Annotated in this window: 19 protein-coding genes; 7 read left to right on the top strand and 12 right to left on the bottom strand. The window is 65.9% G+C overall.

What is annotated here, in order from left to right; translation table 11 throughout:
• Positions 1-168 precede the first annotated feature (168 nt).
• From ACLMAL_RS14085 to ACLMAL_RS14070, 4 genes are all read right to left on the bottom strand, one after another.
• Positions 169-885, bottom strand: a complete 717-nt coding sequence (locus ACLMAL_RS14085) for an ABC transporter permease (protein ID WP_328405631.1) — start codon at positions 883-885, stop codon at positions 169-171.
• Positions 882-1550: an ABC transporter permease gene (locus ACLMAL_RS14080; protein ID WP_411999470.1), complete on the bottom strand. Its 669-nt coding sequence runs from the start codon at positions 1548-1550 to the stop codon at positions 882-884. Before ACLMAL_RS14080 ends, ACLMAL_RS14085 begins: the two co-directional genes overlap by 4 nt.
• Before the next feature lie 52 nt (positions 1551-1602).
• Positions 1603-2754: an ABC transporter ATP-binding protein gene (locus ACLMAL_RS14075; protein WP_411999469.1), complete on the bottom strand. Its 1152-nt coding sequence runs from the start codon at positions 2752-2754 to the stop codon at positions 1603-1605.
• Between the two features lie 67 nt (positions 2755-2821).
• Positions 2822-3760, bottom strand: a complete 939-nt coding sequence (locus ACLMAL_RS14070) for an ABC transporter substrate-binding protein (protein ID WP_411999487.1) — start codon at positions 3758-3760, stop codon at positions 2822-2824.
• A 195-nt stretch (positions 3761-3955) separates the two neighbouring features.
• Here ACLMAL_RS14070 and ACLMAL_RS14065 point away from each other — a divergent pair, with 195 nt between their 5' ends.
• The 3 genes from ACLMAL_RS14065 to ACLMAL_RS14055 all read left to right on the top strand — a co-directional run bounded on the left by ACLMAL_RS14065 (position 3956) and on the right by ACLMAL_RS14055 (position 7394).
• Entirely contained in the window at positions 3956-4873 is a 918-nt protein-coding gene (locus tag ACLMAL_RS14065) for a glycine betaine ABC transporter substrate-binding protein (RefSeq protein ID WP_411999468.1), read from the top strand.
• 297 nt (positions 4874-5170) lie between these two features.
• Positions 5171-5860 (top strand): PadR family transcriptional regulator, encoded by a 690-nt coding sequence (locus tag ACLMAL_RS14060; protein WP_411999467.1) that lies wholly within the window; start codon positions 5171-5173, stop codon positions 5858-5860.
• Positions 5861-5918: 58 nt separating this feature from the next.
• Positions 5919-7394, top strand: a complete 1476-nt coding sequence (locus ACLMAL_RS14055; protein ID WP_411999466.1) for a DHA2 family efflux MFS transporter permease subunit — start codon at positions 5919-5921, stop codon at positions 7392-7394.
• Between the two features lie 44 nt (positions 7395-7438).
• On the opposite strand, the gene ACLMAL_RS14050 is transcribed toward ACLMAL_RS14055, so the two are convergent.
• The 3 genes from ACLMAL_RS14050 to ACLMAL_RS14040 form a co-directional block, all read right to left on the bottom strand.
• Positions 7439-8065, bottom strand: a complete 627-nt coding sequence (locus tag ACLMAL_RS14050; RefSeq protein WP_411999465.1) for a Uma2 family endonuclease — start codon at positions 8063-8065, stop codon at positions 7439-7441.
• 127 nt (positions 8066-8192) lie between these two features.
• Positions 8193-9929: a molybdopterin-dependent oxidoreductase gene (locus ACLMAL_RS14045; RefSeq protein WP_411999464.1), complete on the bottom strand. Its 1737-nt coding sequence runs from the start codon at positions 9927-9929 to the stop codon at positions 8193-8195.
• 106 nt (positions 9930-10035) lie between these two features.
• Positions 10036-10605: a CGNR zinc finger domain-containing protein gene (locus ACLMAL_RS14040; protein WP_411999463.1), complete on the bottom strand. Its 570-nt coding sequence runs from the start codon at positions 10603-10605 to the stop codon at positions 10036-10038.
• Positions 10606-10692: 87 nt separating this feature from the next.
• Between ACLMAL_RS14040 and ACLMAL_RS14035 the strand changes: the two genes are divergently transcribed.
• Positions 10693-11583, top strand: coding sequence for an alpha/beta fold hydrolase (locus tag ACLMAL_RS14035; RefSeq protein WP_411999462.1), 891 nt, complete (start codon positions 10693-10695; stop codon positions 11581-11583).
• Positions 11584-11934: 351 nt separating this feature from the next.
• Here the strand turns inward: ACLMAL_RS14035 and ACLMAL_RS14030 are convergent, their stop codons facing one another.
• The 4 genes from ACLMAL_RS14030 to ACLMAL_RS14015 all read right to left on the bottom strand — a co-directional run bounded on the left by ACLMAL_RS14030 (position 11935) and on the right by ACLMAL_RS14015 (position 17290).
• Positions 11935-13728 (bottom strand): AMP-dependent synthetase/ligase, encoded by a 1794-nt coding sequence (locus tag ACLMAL_RS14030; RefSeq protein WP_411999461.1) that lies wholly within the window; start codon positions 13726-13728, stop codon positions 11935-11937.
• A gap of 180 nt (positions 13729-13908) precedes the next feature.
• Positions 13909-14841 carry an alpha/beta hydrolase gene (locus tag ACLMAL_RS14025; RefSeq protein ID WP_411999460.1) on the bottom strand — a complete coding sequence of 311 codons (933 nt, stop codon included), beginning with the start codon at positions 14839-14841 and terminating at the stop codon, positions 13909-13911.
• 29 nt (positions 14842-14870) lie between these two features.
• Complete coding sequence (locus ACLMAL_RS14020) at positions 14871-15728, bottom strand: SDR family NAD(P)-dependent oxidoreductase (protein WP_328413371.1); 858 nt, start codon at positions 15726-15728, stop codon at positions 14871-14873.
• A 23-nt stretch (positions 15729-15751) separates the two neighbouring features.
• Positions 15752-17290 carry a flavin-containing monooxygenase gene (locus ACLMAL_RS14015; protein ID WP_411999459.1) on the bottom strand — a complete coding sequence of 513 codons (1539 nt, stop codon included), beginning with the start codon at positions 17288-17290 and terminating at the stop codon, positions 15752-15754.
• Positions 17291-17358: 68 nt separating this feature from the next.
• Between ACLMAL_RS14015 and ACLMAL_RS14010 the strand changes: the two genes are divergently transcribed.
• From ACLMAL_RS14010 to ACLMAL_RS14000, 3 genes are read left to right on the top strand one after another with little or no spacing between them, the layout of a single operon-like run.
• On the top strand, positions 17359-18009 hold the full coding sequence (locus ACLMAL_RS14010; RefSeq protein ID WP_411999458.1) for a TetR/AcrR family transcriptional regulator: 651 nt from the start codon (positions 17359-17361) through the stop codon (positions 18007-18009).
• Between the two features lie 3 nt (positions 18010-18012).
• Entirely contained in the window at positions 18013-19659 is a 1647-nt protein-coding gene (locus ACLMAL_RS14005) for an alkaline phosphatase D family protein (protein WP_411999457.1), read from the top strand.
• A gap of 49 nt (positions 19660-19708) precedes the next feature.
• Positions 19709-20053, top strand: coding sequence for a hypothetical protein (locus ACLMAL_RS14000; RefSeq protein ID WP_411999456.1), 345 nt, complete (start codon positions 19709-19711; stop codon positions 20051-20053).
• Positions 20054-20387: 334 nt separating this feature from the next.
• Here ACLMAL_RS14000 and ACLMAL_RS13995 read toward each other — a convergent pair whose 3' ends face one another.
• Positions 20388-24179 carry a multifunctional oxoglutarate decarboxylase/oxoglutarate dehydrogenase thiamine pyrophosphate-binding subunit/dihydrolipoyllysine-residue succinyltransferase subunit gene (locus tag ACLMAL_RS13995; RefSeq protein WP_328405601.1) on the bottom strand — a complete coding sequence of 1264 codons (3792 nt, stop codon included), beginning with the start codon at positions 24177-24179 and terminating at the stop codon, positions 20388-20390.
• Between the last annotated feature and the right edge of the window lie 32 nt (positions 24180-24211).

The raw sequence follows: 24211 nt of genomic DNA, 5'->3' as shown, positions 1-24211 counted from the left end.
CGTCGCTCACCAACTCAACGATCGTCCACGCAAAACGCTCGACTGGGAAACCCCAGCCGAGCGTCTGCGTGATCTACTTACCCGCTAAAAGCAGGCAGTGTTGCGACGACCCCTTGAATTCACCCATCTCGAGCGGGGCGCCTTCGCATGTGTTCGGGGAAAGGAAACTCAGTCCGCGGTCTGCAGGATGCCCGCCGGTGTCACCGTGACCTGATTCGAGCGTCGCAGGCGGCCGGTTCCCGGCGCGCTTGCCCAGACCGTGAAGGCGAGCAGGCCGTCGAGGAACATGGCGAGCACAGCCACCAGCAGGGCTCCGACGAGAACGCGGTCGTAGCGGTAGAGACCGATGCCGTCGAAAATGTAGCGACCGAGGCCGCCGAGGTTGACGTAGGCGGCGATGGTCGCGGTGGCCACTACCTGGAGGGTCGCGCCGCGCAGACCGGTGAGCAGGATCGGCAGTGCGTTGGGGACTTCCACCCGGAACAGGATCTGGGTTTCGGTCATCCCCATGGCGCGGGAGGCGTCGACCACATCCGTAGCGACATTGGCGATTCCGGCGTAGGCGCCGGCGAGCAGCGGCGGGATGCCGACGGTGACGAGGGCCAGCAGCGGTGGGACAAGGCCGAGGCCCATCAGCAGCACCAGGAAGGTGAGCAGGCCGAGGGTCGGCAGGGCGCGCATGGCGTTGGCGAAGCCGACGAGCACGGCCGCACCGCGCTTGGTGTGGCCGATGATCAGACCGAGCGGCACGGCGACGACGGCCGACGCGGCGACCGCGAGGAAGCTGTACCACAGATGTTCGGCGATACGGTGCTGAATGCCGGTCGGCCCGCTCCAGTTCGCGCCGTCGGTGAGGTAGTGCCAGGCGTCGAGGAAAAGGTTCATGAGGCAGCGCCTTTCGCTTTCGAGGCCCTGGCGTCGGCGCGCGCCCATGGCGTCGACCAGCGGCCGAGCGCGTACACCAGCCGGTCGAAGATCAAGGCCAGCGCGAGGGTCACGATGATGCCCGCGATGATCTCGTCCGGATAGTCGCGCTGGTAGCCCTGGGTGAACAGCTTGCCGAGGCCGCCGACACCGATCAGGGCGCCGACCGAAACCATGGCGATATTGGAGACGACCACCACTCGGAGACTGGATATGAAAACCGGTACGGCAAGCGGCATATCGACGGTCAAGGTCCGTCGCAACGGACCGAATCCGACGGCATCCGCGGCATCGATCACGTTGGCCGGCACCGAATCCAGTGCCGTCGGCACCGCAATCACCAGCAGCGCAGTCGAATACACCGTGAGTGCGATGATCACATTCATCGGATCGATGGTGGAAATCCCGGCCAGCGGCGGGATGATCACGAACAATGCCAACGATGGCACCGTGTAGGCCAGGCTCGACGCCGTCACAGTGACACGCCGCAGCCAGGACACCCGACGAACCAACGCCCCCACCGGAATCGCGATCACCAAACCCAGCGCCAGCGGTACCAGCGCCAAGTACAGGTGAGTCTTGGTGAACCCCATGATCTCCGAGAAGTTGTCGATCAAGTACTTCACGAGACCGCCTCCCGCCGGCGGGGCGAGACCGACGCGACGTTCGGTGCGGTACTCATTGCGCGGCTTCTTGTTCGAAGTAGTGCCGATTGCGTTCGGCGTCTTCGGCGGCCCGTTGGCCTGCCAGTTGCTCGAGGACCTCGGTGGCGAGCACCCCGCCGCGGACCGCCCCCGAATCATCCACGGCGACACCGACTCCAGCCGGTGAGGAAATGGCCGCGTCGAGCGCTTGGCGCAGGTCGCCCGACGGCGTGAACAGCGAGCCCCCCGCCGACATGCTGTTGTGCAGTTCCCTTCCGGCGCGCACCGCCTCGACCCCTGTCACATCGACCCAGCCGACCGGCCGCTTGTCCGTGTCGATCACCAGCACCCAGTCGCCGCGTTCCAGCCGCAGTTTCACCACCTCATCGGCGGTCGCGGTCCGGATCTCGTGCAGCGGAACGTTGTTCGCGGTGCGGAAGGACAGGCCGCGATAGCCGCGATCGCGGCCGACGAAGTCGGCGACGAAGTCGGTGGCGGGCTGGGCGAGGACGTGTTGCGGCGGATCGTATTGCTGCAGCACGCCGCCGCGACCGAAGACCGCGACCCGATCGCCGAGGGTGATCGCCTCGTCGATGTCGTGGGTAACGAACACGATGGTCTTGTGCAATTCGGCCTGCAGCCTTTGCATTTCGACTTGCAGTTCGGCACGCACCACCGGGTCGACGGCGCTGAACGGCTCGTCCATCAGCAGCACCGGCGGGTCGGCGGCCAACGCCCGCGCCACCCCGACGCGCTGCTGTTGCCCACCGGAGAGCTGGGCCGGATACCGCCCGGCCAGCGAGCGGTCCAGACCCACCCGGTCCAGCACGTCGAGCGCCGCCGCACGCGCGGCGCGGCGCGAATCGCCACGCAGCACCGGCACCGTCGCGACATTGTCGACAACGGTCCGGTGCGGCAGCAGCCCGCCGCTCTGGATGACGTACCCGATACCGAGCCGGAGCTCGACCGGATCGACTGTCGAAATATCCTGCCCGGCAATGGTGATCGTGCCGCCGGTCGGGCGGATCATCCGGTTGATCATCCGCATCGAAGTTGTCTTACCGCAGCCGGACGGACCGACGAACACGGTGAACGATCCCGATTCGATGCGCAGGTCGAGATTGGTGACGGCATGGGTGCCGTCCGGATAGGTCTTGCTGATACCGCTGAATTCGATATCGGACACGCGTACTCCTGTGTTCGGCGCGGCGGGGCCTGCCCCGCACACGGACGAGCACAGGCGCGGCCACCGCTTATCCGGTCGGCTTATTCAGTCCCTGGGCGGCGACCCATGCCGCGGCGGCGGCCTTGGGCTCGGTCTTGCTGCTACCGGAGACCGCTTCGTTGAGTTTGATCAGTTCGTCGGTGGTCAACTTCGCGGAAACGGCGTTGAGCGCGGCGAGCGACTTATCCGATTTCTTGGCCGCATTGAACAGCGGGACCACGTTCTGGGCCGGGAAGTTGTGCTTCGGATCCTCCAGCACCACAAGGTTGTTCTGCGCGATCGCGGGCGAGGTGGTGAAAACGTTGGCCGCGGTCACCTGGCCGTCGACCAGCGCGCGCACCGTGGCGGGCCCGCCGCCGTCGGCGATCGGCACGAAGTTGTTCGCGGCGATGTCGAGGTTGTAGTTCTTCTTCAATCCGGGCAGTCCGCCTGCGCGCTCCTGGAACTCGGCGGGCGCACCGAACTTCACCTCGGCCGAATGCGCGGCCAGATCGGCGATGGTGCGCAGGTTCCAACGCTCGGCGGTCGCCTTGGTGACGACGACGGCGTCGGAATCCTGGCCGGGCGCCGGGGTGCCGATGGCCAGATCGGCGCCGAGCGCCTTGGTGAGTGCGGTGTCGATGTCGGTGGAACTGGTCGCGGCCGCGCCCTTGTCCAGGTATTGCAGCAGGTTGCCGTTGTACTCCGGGATCACCGAGATGGCGCACTGGCGCAGCGCCGGGATGTAGGCCTCGCGGCTGCCGATATTGAGTCGGGTGTCCACCTTGAATCCGTTGGCCCGCAGCACTTCCGCATATACATTGGCGACAGTCTCGGACTCGGGGAAGTTGGCGGAGCCGACGGTCAGCCCGTCCCCCTCGCAGCTGCCCGTTGCCGCGAGCGGGTCGGAATTGCCACATGCGGACAGGATCATGGCGGCGGCCAGCGCTGCGGCGGCGACGAGGAACCGGGTCGCGCGCAGCGCCATGCGCAGCGCCGACCGCCCGTGCCGCGCGGCATCGGGGGAGATCGTGGTTTTCACTGGGGTCCTTCCGGCAAGGGCGAGCGGTGCGACGGGCCGTGCCTCAACGGCCACCGGTACATTCTGGTTGTTGTTCATACTGCCCGGTTCGTGGTGTTCCTGTTGGCTACGGAGAGTTGGTGTCGCCGGATGTTGCTGGCCGTGTCGAGGCGAGTGCTGGCTCGAGGTTTGGTCGTCGCGGCCGTCACGCTGGCCGTTTCCTGTGGAAACGATGACCAGGGCCCCACAATAGTGGTCGGCGCGGGCGATTCGATGGAATCAAATCTGCTTGCGCAAATCTATTCCGGAGCACTCTCCCGTACCGGCGTGTCCACCTCCGTCGCACCGCATCTCGGCAATCGCGTCGACTATTTCGCCGCATTGGACGCGGGCACCGTCACGGTGGTCGGTGAACACACCGGCGAATTGCTCGCATTTCTCGATGCCAATTCGAAGGCGCGCAAGCCGGCGGATGCCACCGAGGTGGCGACCGGCGGGGTGACCGAACCGTCGGTGCCCAAGGCGGTGAGCGGGTCGCTGCCCGAGGGGCTCGCGGTGTCGGATCCTGCCGACGGCACGGACATGCGACCGCGAATGCTGCGGACCGAGGCGGCGGCGACCCGCGATCGAGTCCGGTCGATCGGCGATCTCGCGGCCCGCTGCGGCGAACTCGAGGTCGGAGTGGCTCCGGTGCCGGAGGTGTTGCGCGCGTCCACCGATACGCTGCGGGTTTCGGGCTGCGGCTTCGCCCGGACCAAGCTGTTCCCCGATGCCGCCGCCCTGCGAAAAGCCTTGCTGGACGGCGAGGTCCAGGCCGGAATCCTGGGCGGGCCGCCCGCACTCGTTCCTGGAGCGACCGACGGCCTGGCTGTCCTTTCCGACGACGACTACGCATTTCGCGCGGAGAATGTGCTGGCCGTGTACCGCAAGGGCGAGCTCGGCGACCGTCAGATCCGGAAGCTGAACTACGTTGCGGGCGAGCTGACCACCGATGACCTCGTCGCCATGATCGGCCGGATCCGCGGTGGTGCGGTCCCCGCGGATGTGGCGCGCGACTGGCTCGATAGCCACGCTCTGTAATTTCCGTCTGGTGTAGCTCCCGGATCGCGTTCGGTGGATTGCCGCCGCTCGACTATTGCCGCCCACTCGGAGTGGACACCCGCACCTGACCACCTGGTTCGACTTGGGCCTGATCATCGCGTTCGGTGATCACTGTCGCCGTATCCGCTATGTCGCCGATCACATTTCCGATCGACCGAGGCGTCTTGCGACCGCGCTGTTCCGCGCCGTATATTCCACGTGGAATATTACAACAGGGAGCATGTCGGTAGCCACGACTACTGTGCGTGGTCTCGAGAATCAGTAGGAGGTAACCAGATGGGTCAGCAGGCGCGCTCCGCGGTGACGCCCCTGGCGATCGCCGTGCTCGCACTGCTCGAAGAGCGGCCCATGCATCCCTACGAGATGTTCCAATTGCTGATCGCCCGCCGCGAAGACCGGCTGGTGAAGGTGCGGCCGGGCTCGCTGTATCACACGGTCGCGCGGCTGGCCGATCAGGAACTGGTGTCGGCGGAAAGCGTCGACCGAGCGGGTAATCGACCGGAGCGAACCACCTATCGAATCAGCGATAGCGGCCGAACGGCGTTGCGCACCAGGATCACCGAAATTCTGCGCAATCCCGCACCGGAATATCCGATGTTCCCCGTTGCGCTCGCGGAGGCGCACAACCTGCCGAAGGCGGACGTGCTCGCGCTGCTGCGGGAGCGTGTGGAGCACCTGGAGCACGACCTGGCCGACATCGAGATGATCGGCCGATGGGCAGGCATGAACGCGGTGCCGCGCCGCTATTGGATCGTGCTCCCGTACCTGCGCGCCACCGTCGCCGCCGAGATCGCCTGGGTCAACGACCTCACCGCCGAGCTCGACAGCGGTGAGATGGAATGGGAGGAATTCGATCCGGCGACCGGTGCCCGGATCTCCGACCATCAGCATGCTTGGTCCGAAACCGCGGAAGCCGTCCTGCCGCCGGTGCCGCGGCCCGTGGCGCGGACGAGCCCGTCGCCGTGAACCAGTCATTTCATCGAAGCTTCGTCATCCAGAGACTTCCGAGATAGGAACGAAAACCATGTCCACCCAACGTAATCCGTGGCTGGCGCTCTTCGCGCTCGTCGTCGGCTTCTTCATGATCCTGCTGGACATGACGATCGTCGCGGTCGCCAACCCGGCCATCATGGTCGACCTCGGCGCCGATATCTCCCAGGTCATCTGGGTCACCAGCGCCTACCTGCTCACCTACGCGGTGCCGCTGCTGGTCACCGGCCGTCTCGGTGATCGCTACGGCCCCAAGAACATGTATCTCATCGGACTCGCGGTCTTCACCGCCGCGTCGCTGTGGTGCGGTCTGTCCGGAACCATCACCATGCTGATCGCCGCGCGCGCCGTGCAGGGCCTCGGCGCCGCGCTGATGACGCCGCAGACCATGGCCGTGATCACCAGGACCTTCCCGCCGGACAAGCGCGGCGCGGCCATGGGTCTGTGGGGCGGCGTCGCCGGACTCGCTACCCTCGTCGGTCCGATCCTCGGTGGCGTGCTGGTCGACGGCCTCGGCTGGGAGTGGATCTTCATCGTCAACGTCCCGGTCGGCATCGTCGCCTTTGCGCTGGCGGTCTCGCTGGTGCCCGCGCTGCCGACGAACGAGCACAAGTTCGACATTCCCGGCGTGCTGCTCAGTGGAGTCGGTCTGTTCCTGCTGGTGTTCGGAATCCAGGAGGGCAATACCTACGACTGGTCGTTGCGCATCTGGCTGATGATCGGCGCCGGTGCGCTGGTGCTGGTGGCCTTCGTGGTTAACCAGGCGCGCAATACCGGTGAGCCGCTGCTGCCGTTGCGCCTGTTCCGCGACCGCAACTTCGGGCTGTCCAACCTGGCCATCGCCTCGATGGGCGCCGCGGTCACCTCGATGATGGTGCCGTCGTACTTCTACTTGCAGGCGGTGCGCGAGATGTCACCGACCAGGTCCGCCTTGGTGTTTGCGCCGATGGCCATCGTCACCGGTATCTTCGCGCCGGTGATCGGCAAGTACTCCGACAGGTTCCATCCGCGCATCGTGCCGACCATCGGCTTCATCGGTTTCGCGGCCTCGGTCTTCTGGTTCGCGGCCGTCATGACACCGCACTCGTCGATCGTGTGGTTCCTGCTGTCGGCCGCACTCGCAGGCGTCGCCAACGCCTGCATCTGGGCGCCGCTGGCCTCGACCGCGACCCACAACCTGCCGGTGCAGTTGGCGGGCGCGGGCGCGGGCGTCTATAACACCACCCGTCAGGTGGGCTCGGTGCTCGGCAGCGCCGCGATCAGCGCTCTGGTCGCCGCGCGAATGACCGCCAACGGCCTGCACGGCGGCAAGGTCACCGAGGGTGCCGGCGGCCCGGTCCCCGAGGTGGTCAAGGACGCCTTCAGCACCGCCCTCGGCCAATCCATCCTGCTCCCCGCGGGCATCCTGCTGATCGGCGTCATCGCCTCGGCGCTGTTCATCCGCCACGGTGACGGCGCCACCGCGGGCCCCAAGTCCGCACCCGTCGAAGCCGACACCGTCGCGGCCTGATTTGCGTGTGCCCCGTGAGCAATCGCGCACGGGGCACTGCAATGTCAGCGCGCGAGCCCAGTAAGTCGATCCCAGTCGATCGACATTCGAATCGGCAGGTCGATAGTCGTTCGAGGCCCGCCTGGCGTCAACTGGGCATGAGGTCGATAGTGGCCGAATGCATGATCGAGAACGAAGATATCGACGACGGAGACGTGGTTGTCGACAACTCTGACAATCCAATACCACGGGATACCGGCGATGGCGTACTCGGCCTTCTTCTCTATCAGATCCACCTGAGTGTTACCCGGGGACACGATCTCGATAGCAAGTTTCACCAGGTGAGCGGGCAACGGTCGGAGATCCGAAGGCGCGCAATCGTAGATGGCGATATCGGGCCGCCTGATGGTTGTTCGTGGCGTCTCCCATAGCAGAACATCGAAATCAATGCTTATGTCCAGACATTCATCCCGGTATTGGTCGACGTGTTCATTGATGGCTCTGTCCACCATGTCGGCAATTTTGTACGTCGCTGTCTGCTGCGGACGACTCGGTGATTCCGCGCGGACCGCATCACCGTTCACGACCTCGACAAGGCGGCAGAATTCTTCGGGAAGTTGTTTCCAGATCTCCACCGTGATCAGTTCTGGCTGCAGGTTCTCTTCGCGCGCCCAATCGAATACGGCGGACATGCTGCGCTCCTTGGGACCAGCAACGGATACCACGTCGGATCCTAATCCCGGACGACGACGCCGACGGAAAGCACGCGCGGATCGGGGAGGCGTACTCGCAGTGCTCAGCGGGCAGAGTGCGTCGCGATCAGCCCACCTGGACGGTGATGGTGGGGTAGCCGGTGGCGCCGTCGGGGACTACGTCGCGGCGGTCGGCGGTTTGGGTTTCGCCGGTGCCGTCGGTGCCGTCGGTGGCGCGGGCGCGGAGGGTGTGGGTGCCGGGGGTGGCGTTCCAGTCGTAGACCCATTGGCGCCAGGTGTCGATGGACTGTTCGGTGGACAGGCGGGCGGGTTGCCAGTCGCCGTTGTCTATTTGGATCTCCACGGCTCTGATGCCGCGGTGCTGGGCCCAGGCGACGCCAGCAATCGGGGTGGGGCCCGCCTTGATACGGGCTCGGGATCGCGGGGTATCGATGCGAGACTCGGTCTTGATCGGGCCGTAGGCCGACCACCCGCGGCGGGTCCAGTAGGCGGTGGCGCGGTCGAATCGGGTGACCTCGAGTTCGGTGACCCATTTGGTGGCGGAGACGTAGCCGTAGAGGCCGGGCACCACGAGCCGGGCCGGATAGCCGTGCGCGACCGGTAGCGGTTCGCCGTTCATGCCGACGGCGAGCAGGGCATCGCGGCCGTCGGTGAGGACGGCAAGCGGGCTGCCCGCGGTGAAGCCGTCGATGCTGTGCGAGAGCACCATGTCGGCATCGGGATGCGGGCTCGCCTCGGCGAGCAGCGCGTCGAGGCGGTAACCGCGCCAGCGGGCATTGCCGATCAGATCGCCACCGACCGGATTCGAGACGCAGGCCAAGGTCACCAGGCTTTCGACAGCCGTCCGATTCGCAAGATCGGCCCAGGTGATGTGGATTTCGCGATCCACCATGCCGTGGATGCGCAGCGACCAATCATCGATGGACACCTGTGGAACGATCAGCGCGGTGTCGATGCGGTAGAAGTCGGTATTCGACGTCACATACGGTGTCAGCCCCGGCAAGCGTAGGTCCACACCTGGCGCGAGCGGCGCTTGCGGCTCGATCGGTTCCGGCAATTGCACCCCGGCCCGCTCACCCGAAACATCGTGTCGCTGAGCACCGAGCAACCGCCCACCCACTCCGGCGAGCACCGCCAACCCGCCGGTCATGGCAAGCCCGCGCAATACCTGCCGCCGCTCCGAGGTCGTCGCTGCACCCAGCCCGGTGCGTCCGGCATCGTCTGTGCGCGCATTCACCGACCGCATGCTGGATCCGGGCGGAGTAGCTGCGCCGGTGAGATCTGTGGATTGTGTTGCGGCGTGGTCATTTTGCTCGGTTGAGGCGGGATCTGCCGAACTGGTTGGGCTACCGGCGCCCGGGGTGCGTCCGGAGGCGCCGATGGCGGCCGAGGAAGATTCGGGGGCGATCGATTCGGCGGCCTCGTCGATGCGCCGGGTCAGCACTCGCAATGCGTAAATGCCTGCGGCGACGCCGATTACGGTGGGAATAGCGCCCGCGAAGCCGGTGCGATCGGCGGCGATTACGGCGGCAAGGAGACCGAAGAGGGCAAGCAGGATGGAGCCTGCGGCCCGGGTGGTGCGCTCGATCGCGCCCGCGCCTGCGGCGGCCATGATCGCGACCGCCGCCATGCAGAGGTACAGCACCGTCTTGTCGTTGGTTCCGAAGGTGGAGATCGCCCATTCGCGCAGGCCATCGGGAGTGTGGTCGACGACGGTGTTGCCGAGGGCGGCCAGCGGTGCGCGTTCGGGACCCATGAAGGCGGCGAGCAGTTCGGCGACGCCGAGTGCCAGCCCGGCCGAAACGATCCCCGCTATTACACGCTGTACCCGCAGGTCGGCCATGAAGCGAGCCTACTGCCGGATTTACGACAAAAGTATGACCACTCGGTGACGTATCCCGGCCGGCTGTGTCGCTGTACACCCGGTGTTTCGCGAGGCCCGAGTGGATTCAGTTCGCCGAGCCCTCAGGCTTGTGCCGCTGGTAGTAGCGGGCGACACGCACCCGATTGCCGCATCGCTGTGCCGAACACCAGCGCCGACGAGGGTGGGTGGGCAGGAACAGCAGCACGCAGTCGTCGGCTTCGCAGCGCTTGAGTTTGTCGATCGATGGGTCGGTGAGCAGGTCGATGGCGGACTCGGCCAGCGCCGCCGCGGCGGCAGCGCCGAGTGGGCCGTCGCGGCGAGCGGTCGCGACCACGGCGTCGCCGTTCCAGGTCAGCTCTCGGATGAGCGGCGCCGCGGCCTGGGCTTTTTCCAATCCACGCAGGGCGGCGGTGGGCGGCTGCTGCCCAGCAAATATGGCCTCCAGCGCGGCGGCAGTGTCTTCGCGGACTGCGTGGACGGCAATCAGGTCGGTCGCGGTCGGCTGCTCGATCCCGACGCCGTGCAACCGATCTGCTTGCCGCGCAAGCCACTTCGCCAGTTGCTCCGGCGTGCCGAGCAGGTCGGGCCCGTCCGGTGCGGTGTTGACCAAGTCCAGTGCCAGTGGCTCGCCGATCAGCGGGGTGGAATCGCTCATGATTCTAATGCTACTCCAAAGAATTGACACATTAGTATGCCTCGAGCTAAAACTAATGCACATCTCATCAAGAAAGCATGTGAACAGATGAACGCCTTGCCTCGAGTCGAGTACCGCAGCACCGATGTCGCCGGAGTCCAGGTCTTCTACCGGGAGTCGATCCCGGACCACGCCGACGCGCCGGTGCTGTTGCTACTGCACGGCTTTCCCTCCGCCTCGCACCAGTTCCGCAGGCTGATCGACGTGCTCGGCAGCCGATACCGGCTGATCGCCCCCGACTACCCCGGTTTCGGCAACACCGTCTCCCCAGCCGATTTCGAGTACACCTTCGATCGGCTCGCCGACGTGGTGGAGGGCTTCGTCGAACGCCTCGGCCTGCGCCGTTTCGCGATGTATGTCTTCGACTTCGGCGCTCCCGTCGGCTTCCGCATCGCTACGCGCCACCCGGAGTGGATCGCGGGCCTCGTGGTGCAGAACGGCAATGCCTACGAGGCAGGTTTGTCCGATGGCGCAAAGGAATTCACCGCATTGACACCGGAGCAGGCGGGCGCCGAGGACACCATTCGCGGCTTGCTCACGCTGGAAGGCACCCGCGGCCAGTACGAGCACGGCGTCGCAGACCCCGCCGTGATCTCGCCGGAGTCCTGGACCCTCGATCAGCACTTCCTAGACCTGCCCGGCCGCAAGGCAGCACAGGTTGCCCTGGCCTTCGACTACAAGTCCAACGTCGCCGCCTATCCGGAATGGCAGGCCTGGCTGCGCAAGTACACCCCACCGGCCCTGATCACCTGGGGCGCGAACGACCCCTTCTTTCCCGCTCCCGGGGCGCACGCCTACCTCGCCGATCTCCCAGATGCCGAGTTGTACCTCTTCGACACCGGTCACTTCGCGTTGGAAACGCACCTGGGTGACATCGCGCCGCTGATCGCCGACTTCCTCGACAAGCTCCCCGACCACAGCGTGTCTCCCGATCGGTGAGATCGGTGGACACCGTCCTTCTCGGACGTCCTCCACTCACACCAGTTCAGGGTGAGTGTCGGTTTCCGCGTCACTCGGGCCGGTTTCACCCACACAGATGTGTGGGCCAGTGCCTTCCCTAGGCGAAAGACGCTGCCGCCCGGCCCAACGCGTCCGGCAGCGCTCCGCGAGCAGCTCACACACCCGGCCTATCTCACCGTCGCGATCGGTGTCTCGGCGCGGCTGTCTCGGTGCCGCTCGACAAGGCCGCCGAGGCATTCGACTCCAGCCGGCCGCCACACCGCTGACGCCGCCCAAAAAGCGTGGCCCGCGACAGGTATCTGCGCGGGCCACACTTCGTCTGAAACTACCTCAGCCGTAGATCTTCTCCACCTCGGTGGCGTACTGCTTCATGACCACCGCGCGCTTGAGCGACATCTTCGGGGTCAGTTCGCCGGTCTCCTGGGTCCAGTCGACGGGCAGGATGCGGATCTTCTTGATCGCCTCGGCGTGCGACACCTTCTTGTTGGTGTCGGCGATCGCCGCATCGACCTCCGCGACCAGCTCGGCGTTCTCGATCAGCTTCTCGATCGGGGTGTCCGCGGGCAGGTTGTGGCGTTCCTTCCAGCCCGGAAGCGCCTCCGGATCGAGGGTGATCAGCGCGCCGATGAACGGCTGGCCATCACCGACGACCATCACCTGGCTGATCAGCGGATGCGCCCGCAGCGAATCCTCCATCAGCCCGGGGGAGACGTTCTTGCCGCCCGCGGTGACGATGATTTCCTTCTTGCGGCCGGTGATGGTGAGGTAGCCGTCGGCATCGATCGCGCCGAGGTCGCCGGTCTTGAACCAGCCGTCGGCGAACGCTTCCTCGGTGGCCGTGGCATTGCCCCAGTAGCCGTTGAACACCACCGAACCGCGCAGCAGCAGCTCGCCGTCCTCGGCGATCTTGATGGCGTGGCCCTCGGTCGGCTTGCCGACGGTGCCGACCCGGATGTTCTCCGGCGTGTTCACGGTGATGGCCGCGGTGGTCTCGGTGAGCCCGTAGCCCTCGTAGATGGTGACGCCGACGCCGCGGAAGAAGTGGCCCAAACGTGCGCCGAGCGGTCCACCGCCGGATACCGCGGCCTCACACTGTCCGCCGAGCGCGACGCGAAGCTTGCTGTAGACCAGCTTGTCGAACAGCGTGTGCTTGAGCTTCAGCACCAGGCCGGGGCCACCGTTGTCCAGCGACTCGCTCCAGGCGATGGCGGTCTCGGCGGCTGTGTCGAAGATCTTGCCCTTGCCGCCGTCGTGCGCCTTCTGCTTCGCGCTGTTGAACACCTTCTCGAACACGCGCGGCACCGCGAGGATGAAGTGCGGGCGGTAGCTGCCGAACTGGTCGACCAGGGTGGACCAGTCGGAGGTGAAGGCGACGATGACCTTGGCGTCGAAGGCGGCCAGCGTGACGCCGCGCGCGAAGACGTGCGCAAGCGGCAGGAACATCAGCGTCTTCTTGCCGGCGGTGACGTACTTGCTCAGCGCGATACGGTCGGACTTCGACTCGGCGTAGAGATTCGAGTGCGAGAGCATGACGCCCTTGGGGCGACCGGTGGTGCCGGAGGTGTAGATCAGGGTCGCGGGCGAGGCCGCGTTGACCTGTGCGCGGCGCGCGTGCACGGCCTCGTCGTCCAGGTCGGCGCCGCGAGTGGTGAGCTCCTCGATTGCACCCTTGTCGATCTGCAGAGTTTCCTTCAGATCGGTCAGTGCGCCCGCATCGATCTCGTCGATGACCGCGCGGTGCTTGTCGCTGTCGAGCACGAGCAGCTTGGTGGCGGAGTCCTGCAGGATCCACTTGGCCTGCTCGGGCGCGGAGCTGTCGTAGATGGCGACGGTGCAGCCACCGGCAGCCCAGATGGCGAAGTCGAGCACGGCCCACTCGTAGCGGGTCGGGGCCATGATGGCGACGCGGTCGCCGAGTTCGATGCCCGAGGCGATGAAGCCCTTGGCGACGCTGGTGACGGTCTTCGCGAATTCCGCGGCGGTCACATCGGCGAATCCGCCGTTGCCGTTCGGAATGTTGAAGAGCACCGCGCCCGGCGACTGCTCGGCGTGCCGGAAGACGTTATCGGAATTGTTCGCGTCTTCCGGAATGGTGTAGGAAGCCGGGACTTCGAACTCTCGCATCAGTGCCCTTCCACGTGGTTTTACTCGCCAGTAATCTACGACACCTGAGACCGGGCCATTCCCTCGACCACCGAAAAGTGATCTGGCTCGAAAATAGCGGCCGATCGAGGCCTTAATCGTACGCAGCCGGACTCGGCCCGTCCTCGGCTTTGCGGGGGTCGGGGACGACGAGGCGGCTGCTTATCCTAGGTCGCGAGCGGACGTCGGTTGGATCGCTTCGCGCAGAAATTCGGCCAGTTCGGTCAGCGCCGCCGCGGCAGGCGCGGCGAGCGAGGCCTGCAACTGCGCGACGTGCCACAGTCCCTGCGTCTCGGCGAACCGCACCTGCACGCCTGCGGCCCGCAGTGCGGCGACCAACTCGGTGCATTGGCTGTACAGCAGCTCGCTCGTGTCGACCTGCACATACGTCGGCGGCAGGCCGCGCAGCTCGCCGGTCAGCGGGGCGTAACCGGGGTCTGTCGAATCGCCGTTGCCGAGATAGGCGGCAGCGCATGCCCGCGACCACGGCTTGTTGATCACCAGGTCGCGGTGGCGCTCGGGGATCTGGTTCGGATCGGCCCATGGCGCGATCAGTCCGAGCGCAGCGGGCGTGTGCCCGTGCTGGGCGAGCAGGCGCTGGGCCGTGGCAAGCGACAACCCGCCGCCTGCCGAATCACCGGCGAGGGCGATGTTGTCGGGACGGTAGCCCACGCTCTCGACCAGCTCGAGGAACGCCAACTCGGCGTCGTCGAGCCCGGCGGGGAACGGGTGCTCCGGCGCCAGCCGGTAGTCGAGAACGTAGACGGTGCAGCCGGTTTCGTGTGCAAGTCGGGCGGCGAGCGAACGGTGCGTCGCGAGCGAACCGACCGCGTAGCCGCCGCCGTGCAGGTAGAGGATCGCGCCCCGCGCCGTCGCGCCGCGCGGAGATTGCGAACCCGCCGAGATTTGCTCGGCGGGCCTGCCGCCGAGGCGCAGTTTGCGCACGGCAGTTCCCGCGGGCAGCAACTGCGCGCGGGAACCGACATCGAGCAACAGGCGTTGCCACCGCCACGGCATCCGCTCGTTCAGCGTCACTCGGAAGATCGGCCGCAGCACCGCCCGTGCGACGGGCAGCGGAAGGTTGATGTCGCGCATGGTGTTTCCTCGACTGTGCCTTCTCGTGATCAGAGCTGGAACCGGCGATTCACCACGGCGGCGATGCGCTGGTAGCCGGAGGCGGTGATACGGACGAACAGGTCGAGCGCCTTCGCCTCCCAACCGATCAGCACCCGGCCGTGCCCCTTGCGCACGCCCTCGGTGATGGTCTGCGCGGCCATCTCCGGGGTGTGCATCGCCAGCTTCTTGTCGAACATCGATGCGGCGTTTTTGCCGTCGATGCCCTCGGCATAGGTGGCGTTACGGGCCACCGCGGTCTTGATGCCGCCGGGATGCACGCAGGTCACCTGCACCGGGTGCCTGCCGACCAGCATCTCCTGGCGCAGCGACTCGGTGAACCCGCGCACCGCGAATTTGGCTGCGTTGTAAGCACTCTGGCCGGGCACCGCGATCAGGCCGAACAGGCTGGACACGTTGACGACATGGCCCGCGCCGGACTCGATCAGCATCGGCAGGAACGCCTTGGTGCCATTGACGACACCCCAGAAGTCGACGTCCATGATGCGTTCGATGTCCTTGAACTCCGAACGGATCACCTCGCCGTGGTAGGCGATGCCCGCGTTGTTGTAGACCTGGTTGACCTTGCCGAAGTGCGCCCGCACGGCGTCGGCGTAGAGCAGCACGGCCTCGCGCTCGGCGACATTGATCCGGTCCGACTTCACCTCGGCGCCGAGCGCTTCGCAGCGGCGCACCGTTTCGGCGAGGCCCTCGGTGTCGATGTCCGACAGCGCGAGCTTGGCGCCGCGCCCGGCGAGGTTCTCCGCGAGCGCGCGGCCGATGCCGGAGCCGGCACCGGTGATGACACAGACCTTGTCTTTGAAGTAAGCGTCGTTGCGCCCACCCGTCTCCCGGCCGCCACCCCTCATCGAATCGCTGCGCGATGCTGTATTCACTGTGCGACCACCACTTTCAGATCGTTTCGGGAATCGTCGCTTGTCGTTTCATAGGCAGCGACATCGAATGTTCTTGTCAGCCTGCGGAATTCAAAAGTGAAGTCGGGCCACAGCGTGGTGTTGTTGCCATGCTTGTCCAGGTACCAGCTGGAGCAGCCGCCGGTATTCCACACGCTGCCTTCCAGCTTGTTCTTCAGTTCCGCGTTGTAAGCGTCCTGCGCGGCGCGGCGCACCTCGACAGTCTGCAGGCCCAGCCGGTCCACCGTGGCCAGCGCGTCGGCGATGTAGTTGATCTGCGATTCGATCATGAACACCATCGAGGTGTGGCCGAGGCCGACGTTCGGCCCGAGCAGGAAGAACATGTTCGGGAAGTTGGCGATGGACGAGCCTTTGTAGCCCTGCTGGCCGATCTCGTCGAACACTTCCGAAAGGGTGCGCCCGTCCTTGCCCGCGATGGTGTTGTAGGCGGGGGAATCGGTGACATGGAAGCCGGTCGCCACGATGAGGGCGTCGATCTCGCGCTCGGTGCCGTCCTTGGTGACGATCGAATTCTCGCGCACCTCGGCGATGCCGTCGGTGATCACATCCACGTTGTCGCGGCCGAGCGCGGGATAGTACTCATTGGAGATCAGCATGCGCTTGCAGCCGATCCGGAAGTTCGGTGTCACCTTGGCGCGCAACTCGGGATCGCGGATCTCGAGCTTCAGCTTGGCCCTCGCGATCAGCTCGAACGCCTGCATCAGCGCGGGGACCTTGGCCAGGCCGACGACCTGGGTCTCGCGGGCCGCGTAGATGGCCGCGCGCGAGAGGCGCTGGAAGCCGGGGATGTGCTTGAAGGCCAGACGTTCCGGCAGCGTGTACGGCCGGTCCATGCGGGGCAGCAGCCACGGCGCGGTGCGCTGGTAGACGTCGAGGTGAGCGACCTGGGCCGCGATGGACGGCACGATCTGAATGGACGAGGCGCCGGTGCCGATGATCGCGACACGCTTGCCGGTCAGATCTGCGTCGTGGTTCCAGCGGGCGGAGTGGAAGATCTCGCCCTTGAAGTTGTTGATGCCCTTGATGTCCGGCAGCGCGGGCTCGCACAGTGCGCCGACCGCGGAGACCACGGTGTCTGCGGTGAAGCTGCCCTTCGCGGACTCGACCTCCCACCGGTTGGTGCCGGTGTTCCAGCGCGCGGAGGTGACATCGCAGTCGAAGAGGTGCTTGTCGAGCACGTTGTACTTCTTGGCGACGCCCTGGATGTACTGCTGGATCTCGCCCTGCTTGGAGAACGAGCGCGACCAGTCCGGGTTGAGCGCGAAGGAGTACGAGTACAGGTGTGAAGGCACGTCGCAGGCGGCGCCCGGGTAGGTGTTGTCGCGCCAGGTGCCGCCGACATCGCTGCCGCGTTCCAGCACCAGGTAATCGGTGCGGCCCTGCTGGCTCAAGCGAATGGCCAGGCCGAGGCCGGCGAATCCACTGCCGATGATGATCGTCTTGACGTGACGGGCGGGGCGGTTGGCGACAGCTTTGTCTGTAACCTTGCGACTCATATAGGCGAGACTACGGTCTTATTGAGCATGAGTCAACAGTATTGACTGTCGTTCAGTAAGATGGCCGTGTGGGTACCAAAGGCACCGGAGAGACCGTGAAGCGCACCCGGCTCAGCCCGGACGAGCGCCGCACACAGTTGATTACCTTGGGTGCCAAGATGCTTGGCGAACGAGCTATCGAAGACATCTCTATCACCGAGATCGCCCAACAGGCAGGCATCTCCCGCGGCCTGCTGTTCCATTACTTCCCGACCAAGCAGGATTTCCAGTTGGCGATCGTGCACCACGCAAATGCCGAACTGCTCGAACGGGTCGCTCCCGACCGCTCGCTCGGCACATTCGACATGCTGCGCGACTCGATCGACCGCTATATCGCCTACGTCAGTGACAATCGCACGTCCTACCTGGCGCTGCTGCGCGGTCCCGCCAGCACCAGCCCACTGCTGGTCACCCTGGTAGAGGAAACACGCAACGCCATCGTCGGCATCATCCTCACCGAGGCCCCCGTCCCCGTCGACGACGCAGACCGCCCCCGCCTGCTCCTGGCCATCCGCGGCTGGATCGCCTTCGTCGAGGAAACCACCCTCAGTTGGCTCCGCGACGAACCTATCTCCCGCCACCAACTGGTGGACCTCTTGGTCGAATCCCTGGTGGCCCTTGCGCTTTCGCTCAGCCCCGCTCTCGCCGCCGCGCTGTCGAGGGTGACGGATATACCCTGACGTATGGGTCTGTCTCGCCGGGAGCTGTTGAGATTCGGCACCGCCGGATCGGTTGCGGTGCTGGTCGGCGCGTCGTCGGCCGGTAGCGGGCGGTTTCGGGCGCCGCGGTGGCCGGGGGACCCTTTCAGTTTGGGGGTGGCGTCGGGAGATCCCACCTCCGATGGCGTGGTGTTGTGGACCCGGTTGGCGCCCGACCCGTTTGCCCCGGACGGGCTCGGCGGAATGCCACTTGCTCCGGTGACCGTCGAATACGAAGTCGCTCATGACGAGCACTTCCAGCAGGTGGTGGCCCGGGGGAGCGCGGTCGCGACGCGCGCGCTCGCCCACACCGTGCATCCCGAGGTCCATGGATTGGCCCCGGACCGCTGGTACTTCTACCGCTTTCGCGCGGGATCGGCGATCTCGCCGATCGGCCGGACGCGCACCGCACCGCCGCCCGGCCGGCCCACCGCACGCATGCGTTTCGCCTTCGCCTCCTGCCAATCGTGGACTTCCGGCTTCTACACCGCCTACGAACACATGAGCGCCGAAGACCTCGATCTGGTCGTCCATCTCGGTGACTACATCTACGAGCGCGGCTGGAACCGTGGCCGCGAGGGCATGACGGTCGAGCCGCAGTTCCGTGCCGAAGCGGTCGACCTGGCCGGCTACCGGCTGCGCTACGCACAGGCCAAAGCCGAGCAGCCGCTGCGTGCCGCGCACGCCGCGTTCCCCTGGCTTGTCACCATGGACGACCACGAGGTCGACAACAACTGGGCGGCCGACGCGCCAGGGCTCGGGCTCGACATTTATCGCATTCCTGCGCTGTTCCGCCGCCGCCGCGCCGCCGCCTTCCAGGCGATGTACGAGCACCAGCCGCTGCGGATCGAACAGCTGCCGGCCGGGCCGAACATGCGTTTGCATCGGCGCTATGGTTTCGGCGACCTCGCGGAGATCACCATGCTCGACACCCGGCAGTACCGCAGCAGGCAGGCATGCGACGGCAAGAACGTCGCCGATTGCGCCGACGGTCTCGCAGCCGATCGCACGATACTCGGTGCGCGGCAACGTGATTGGCTGCTGGACGGGTTCTCCGGCTCCACGGCTCGTTGGCAGATCATCGGCAATCAGGTGGCGATGAGCCGATCCGACTACGACCCCGGCCCCGGCACCGACCTCGGCACCGACGCCTGGGACGGGTACGTCGCCGACCGCAACACCGTGCTCGGCGCCGCCGCCGACCGCGGCGTGCGCAACCTCGTCGTGATCACCGGCGACCGGCACCACAACTACGCTGCCGATCTGCGCCGCGACTACGCCGATCCCGAATCACCCGTCGTCGCATCGGAATTCACCGGAACATCGATCACAAGCGGCGGCGACGGCGCCGACATCAACCCCACCGGGCGCAACTTGCTCGCCGCCAATCCCGACATGAAATTCTTCAACGCACAACGTGGCTATGTCCGCGTCGAACTCGATCAGGGATCGTGGCGCAACGACTTCCGCGTCGTGCCTTATATCCGGCGCCCCGGCGCGCCCATCCACACTCGCGCCAGCTTCGTTGTGCAAGACCGAGTGCCCGGCGTCACGGCGGCATCGCGCCCCGACATCTTCACCGGCCATGCCCCTGAACCCGACGCCGCAGGCCGTCCACCGCAACCAAGGTGACGCGCCGAGCGACAACCCTCGACTGCTCGGTACCCCTACACTCGGCGACATGTTTCTCCGACGGCTGATCGCCCTCTGCGTTTTCGCGCTGCTCGCCTCGTTCGGCGTGGCCGCCTGCACCGTCGAAGGGCCGGGCACCAAGTCCGACTGCAACGTCAGCGGCTGCACCGTCACCTTCACCCGCGGCGTGCACGCCAAGGCCACCGTCCTCGGCGTCGACGCCGAACTGGTTGCCGTGAACGGCAATCTGATCACCCTGAAGGTGGCCGGTCAGGAGGTCACAATCCCAGCCGGGCAAACCCAGCCCGCGGAAGGCGTCAACGTCACGGTTCAGGAGATCACCGACGAGAAAGTTGTCGTCAAATTCGCCACCGGCATCACCACCGGGAACTGACCGAAACTTCGTCGCCGTTGACGCGTCGGCGCCGACCTGGCTCAGCTGGTCGACCTGCCAGTCAATCCTTGCTCCTTCGTTGGAAAGCACACCGGCTGCCGCCTGACGCGGTTGTGGCCGGCGCAGTTCGACCGGCATCCATGGAGCAGATCATCGCAAAGCCTCGGATACCAGCCGTCGATCTCGTGCACCAAGCATTGCGCGAACTACCGCTTCACAGCGGCAGGTCGTGAGATGGTGGCGACGTGCGGTATCGAAAAGCAGAACGCCGGGTCGAATCGCTCTGGGGAGAGGCGGATTCGACCCGGCATCGGGTCATTGACGAACTAGCGAACTAGCTGGTGGGCTCGAAGGCTTCGTCGATGATTTCCTGCTGTTCCACCGCGTGCACCTTGCTCGAACCCGAGGACGGGGCCGACATGGCGCGGCGCGAGATACGGCGGAGCTTGGTGAAGCGGTCGGGGAGGAGCTCGGGGAGGTTGAGGCCGAAGAACGGCCACGCGCCCTGGTTGGCCGGTTCCTCCTGGACCCAGGCGATGTCGGTCGCGTTGGGGTAGGTCGCGAGTGCCTCGTTGAGGCGGAACTTGGGCAGCGGGTAGAGCTGCTCGATCCGCACGATGGCGATGTCCTCGCGGTTGCCCTTGGCCTTCGCCGCGACCAGCTCGTAGTAGAGCTTGCCGCTGGTCATCAGGACCCGCTTGACCTTGTTGCCGTCACCGATGCCCTGCTCGTAGGTGGGCTCGTTGAACACCGAGTGGAACTTCGACTCGGTGAAGTCCTTCAGGTCCGAGACCACAGCCTTGTTGCGCAGCATCGACTTCGGAGTGAAGACGATCAGCGGGCGGCGGATGCCGTCGAGCGCGTGGCGGCGCAGCAGGTGGAAGTAGTTCGCCGGGGTGGACGGCACGGCGACCGTCATCGAGCCCTCGGCGCACAGCAGCAGGAAGCGCTCGATCCGACCGGAGGTGTGGTCGGGACCCTGGCCCTCGTGGCCGTGCGGCAGCAGCAGCACGACGTCCGACAGCTGACCCCACTTGGCCTCACCGGAGGAGATGAACTCGTCGATGATGGACTGCGCGCCGTTGACGAAGTCACCGAACTGCGCCTCCCACAACACAAGTGCGTTGGAGTTGCCCAGCGAGTAGCCGTACTCGAAGCCGACCGCCGCGTACTCGCTCAGCGCCGAATCGTGCACCGCGAACCAACCGGGGTTGGTGCTGCCGATGTTGTGCAGCGGGGTGTACTCCTCGGCCGTCTTGCGGTCGATGATCACCGAGTGCCGCTGGGTGAACGTGCCACGACGCGAGTCCTGACCGGTCAACCGCACCGCTTTGCCTTCGTCGATCAGCGTGCCGAAGGCCATCAGCTCGGCGAAGGCCCAGTCGACCTTGCCCTCGTAGGCCATCTCGCGACGCTTCTCCAGCACCGGCTTGACACGCGGGTGCACGTTGAAACCGTCCGGCACATTGAGGAAGGCATCGCCGATGCGCTGCAGCACCGTCTTGTCCACCGCCGTCACGACGGTGGTCGGCACCTGCTGGTCGTCCTCGACCGATTCGCTCGGCTCCGGGACGTACTTCTCCAGCTCGCGGACCTCGTTGAAGACTCGCTCCAGCTGACCCTGGTAGTCGCGCAGGGCGTCTTCGGCCTCTTTGAGGGAGATGTCGCCACGGCCGATCAGGCTCTCGGTGTAGGCCTTGCGAACCGAACGCTTGGTGTCGATGACGTCGTACATGTACGGCTGGGTCATCGACGGGTCGTCGCCCTCGTTGTGGCCGCGACGCCGGTAGCAGATCATGTCGATCACGACGTCCTTGCGGAACTTCTGCTTGAAGTCCACCGCGAGACGCGCCACCCAGTCGCAGGCCTCCGGGTCGTCGCCGTTCACGTGGAAGATCGGCGCGCCGATGAACTTCGCGATGTCCGTGGAGTATTCGGTCGAGCGGCTGTTCTCCGGCGCCGTGGTGAAACCGATCTGGTTGTTCACCACGATGTGGATGGTGCCGCCGACGCGGTAGCCACGCAGACCCGACAGGTTCAGCGTCTCGGCGACCACGCCCTGACCGGCGAATGCGGCGTCACCGTGCAGCATCAGCGGGACAACGGAGTAGCCCTCCGGGCCGTCGCCCTTGTCGAGGATGTCCTGCTTGGCGCGGACCAGACCCTCGAGCACCGGGTCGACCGCTTCCAGGTGCGACGGGTTGGCGGTCAGCGAGACCTCGATCTCGTTGTCGCCGAACATCTGCAGGTAGGTGCCGTGCGCGCCGAGGTGGTACTTCACGTCGCCGGAGCCGTGCGCCCCCGCCGGGTTCATGTTGCCCTCGAACTCGGTGAAGATCTTCGAGTACGGCTTGCCGACAATGTTGGCGAGCACGTTGAGGCGACCGCGGTGCGGCATGCCGATGATGACCTCGTCGAGCGAGTGCTCGGCGCACTGGTCGATGACCGCGTCCATCATCGGGATGACGGTCTCGGCGCCTTCCAGCGAGAAGCGCTTCTGGCCGACGTACTTGGTCTGCAGGAAGGTCTCGAAGGCCTCCGCCGCATTCAGTCGGTTCAGGATGTACTTCTGCTGCGCGACAGTCGGCTTCGCGTGCTTCTGCTCGACCCGCTCCTGGATCCACTGCAGCTGCTCGGTGTCGAGAATGTGGGTGTACTCCACACCGACGTGGCGGCAGTAGGCGTCGCGCAGTACCGAGAGCACCTCGCGCAGCTTCATCTGTTCCTGGCCGTGGAAGCCGCCCACGTTGAAGGTGCGGTCCAGGTCCCACAGCGTCAGCCCGTGCTGGGTGACGTCGAGGTCGGGGTGGCTGCGGAACTTGTCCTTGACCAGACGCAGCGGATCGGTGTCCGCCATCAGGTGGCCACGGTTGCGGTAGGCCGCAATCATTTCCAGCACGCGCGAGCTCTTGTCGACGCCGCGCTCGCGGATGTCCTTGCGCCAGCGCACCGGCTCGTAGGGCACACCGAGGCCGTGGAAGATCTCGTCGTAGAACTCGTCGCTGATCAGCAGTTGGTGGATGGTGCGCAGGAAATCACCGGACTCCGCGCCTTGGATGATGCGGTGGTCGTAGGTGGAGGTGAGCGTCATCAGCTTGCCGATGCCGATATCGGCGATGCGCTCTTCGCTCATGCCCTGGAACTCGGCCGGGTACTCCATGGCGCCCGCGCCGATGATCGCACCCTGGCCCGGCATGAGCCGCGGCACCGAGTGCACAGTGCCGATGGTGCCGGGGTTGGTCAGCGAGATGGTGACACCGGTGAAGTCTTCGGTGGTCAGCTTGCCGTCACGGGCCCGGCGGACGATGTCCTCGTAGGCGGTGTGGAACTGACCAAAGGTCATTTCCTCGCAGCCCTTGATGGCGGCCACGACGAGGGTGCGGCTGCCGTCCTTGCCGGGCAGGTCGATGGCGAGACCGAGGTTGGTGTGCGCCGGGGTGATCGCGTTCGGCTTGCCGTCGATCTCGGCGAAATGCCGGTTCAGATTCGGGAAGGCCTTGACGCCCTGCACGATCGCGTACCCGAGCAGGTGGGTGAACGAGATCTTGCCACCGCGGGTGCGGGCCAGGTGGTTGTTGATGACCAGACGGTTGTCGATCATCAGCTTGGCCGGAATGGCACGCACGCTCGTCGCCGTGGGGATGGTCAGCGAGGCGGACATGTTCTTGACGACCGCGGCGGCTGCGCCGCGCAGGACCTTCGATTCGTCGGCGGCCGCGGCGGGCTTGGGTCCGCCGGAGGTGGGCGTCGCGTTCGAGGTGGGCGCCGGAGTGGTCTGTGGGGTGCGCGCGGTGGCTTTGGCCGGTGCCGCGGGCTTTGCCGGTGCCGGGGCGGGCGCGGCAGGAGCCGGAGCGGCCGGGGCAGGTGCAGCTGCGGCGGGCGCGGGTGTGGCGGAAGTCATAGCCGCCGGCGTGGACGGCGCGGCCTGCGCGGGTGCGGCCGGAGCCGCGGTCTGGCTGTTACCGGAATCTCCAGTGGCTTCGGGGGTGTAATCAGCGAGGAACTCGTGCCAACTCTCGTCTACCGAAGATGGATCCTGTTTGTACTTCTGATACATCTCATCGACTAGCCACTGGTTCTGTCCGAACTGGGAAGTTGAGCTGCTCACAGCAGGTGTTCGCCTCATTTCGTTCTTCGCGCTGCGACGTTTGTGACGTG

Source organism: Nocardia sp. CWNU-33 (assembly GCF_046764895.1).
In the GTDB taxonomy this organism is placed as follows: Bacteria; Actinomycetota; Actinomycetes; order Mycobacteriales; family Mycobacteriaceae; genus Nocardia.
The sequence above is the reverse complement of the archived record's forward strand: the minus strand, read 5'-3'. Positions and strand labels throughout refer to the sequence as shown.

Excerpts from the sequence above, each read along its gene's own strand:
- ACLMAL_RS14015 (WP_411999459.1), bottom strand. The coding sequence starts at position 17,290 with ATGAGTCGCAAGGTTACAGACAAAGCTGTCGCCAACCGCCCCGCCCGT.
- ACLMAL_RS14000 (WP_411999456.1), top strand. The coding sequence starts at position 19,709 with ATGTTTCTCCGACGGCTGATCGCCCTCTGCGTTTTCGCGCTGCTCGCC.
- ACLMAL_RS14020 (WP_328413371.1), bottom strand. The coding sequence starts at position 15,728 with ATGAGGGGTGGCGGCCGGGAGACGGGTGGGCGCAACGACGCTTACTTC.
- ACLMAL_RS14040 (WP_411999463.1), bottom strand. The coding sequence starts at position 10,605 with ATGAGCGATTCCACCCCGCTGATCGGCGAGCCACTGGCACTGGACTTG.
- ACLMAL_RS14050 (WP_411999465.1), bottom strand. The coding sequence starts at position 8,065 with ATGTCCGCCGTATTCGATTGGGCGCGCGAAGAGAACCTGCAGCCAGAA.
- ACLMAL_RS14035 (WP_411999462.1), top strand. The coding sequence starts at position 10,693 with ATGAACGCCTTGCCTCGAGTCGAGTACCGCAGCACCGATGTCGCCGGA.
- ACLMAL_RS14070 (WP_411999487.1), bottom strand. The coding sequence starts at position 3,760 with ATGGCGCTGCGCGCGACCCGGTTCCTCGTCGCCGCCGCAGCGCTGGCC.
- ACLMAL_RS14030 (WP_411999461.1), bottom strand. The coding sequence starts at position 13,728 with ATGCGAGAGTTCGAAGTCCCGGCTTCCTACACCATTCCGGAAGACGCG.
- ACLMAL_RS14085 (WP_328405631.1), bottom strand. The coding sequence starts at position 885 with ATGAACCTTTTCCTCGACGCCTGGCACTACCTCACCGACGGCGCGAAC.
- ACLMAL_RS13995 (WP_328405601.1), bottom strand. The coding sequence starts at position 24,179 with ATGAGGCGAACACCTGCTGTGAGCAGCTCAACTTCCCAGTTCGGACAG.
- ACLMAL_RS14045 (WP_411999464.1), bottom strand. The coding sequence starts at position 9,929 with ATGGCCGACCTGCGGGTACAGCGTGTAATAGCGGGGATCGTTTCGGCC.
- ACLMAL_RS14005 (WP_411999457.1), top strand. The coding sequence starts at position 18,013 with ATGGGTCTGTCTCGCCGGGAGCTGTTGAGATTCGGCACCGCCGGATCG.
- ACLMAL_RS14025 (WP_411999460.1), bottom strand. The coding sequence starts at position 14,841 with ATGCGCGACATCAACCTTCCGCTGCCCGTCGCACGGGCGGTGCTGCGG.
- ACLMAL_RS14055 (WP_411999466.1), top strand. The coding sequence starts at position 5,919 with ATGTCCACCCAACGTAATCCGTGGCTGGCGCTCTTCGCGCTCGTCGTC.
- ACLMAL_RS14060 (WP_411999467.1), top strand. The coding sequence starts at position 5,171 with ATGGGTCAGCAGGCGCGCTCCGCGGTGACGCCCCTGGCGATCGCCGTG.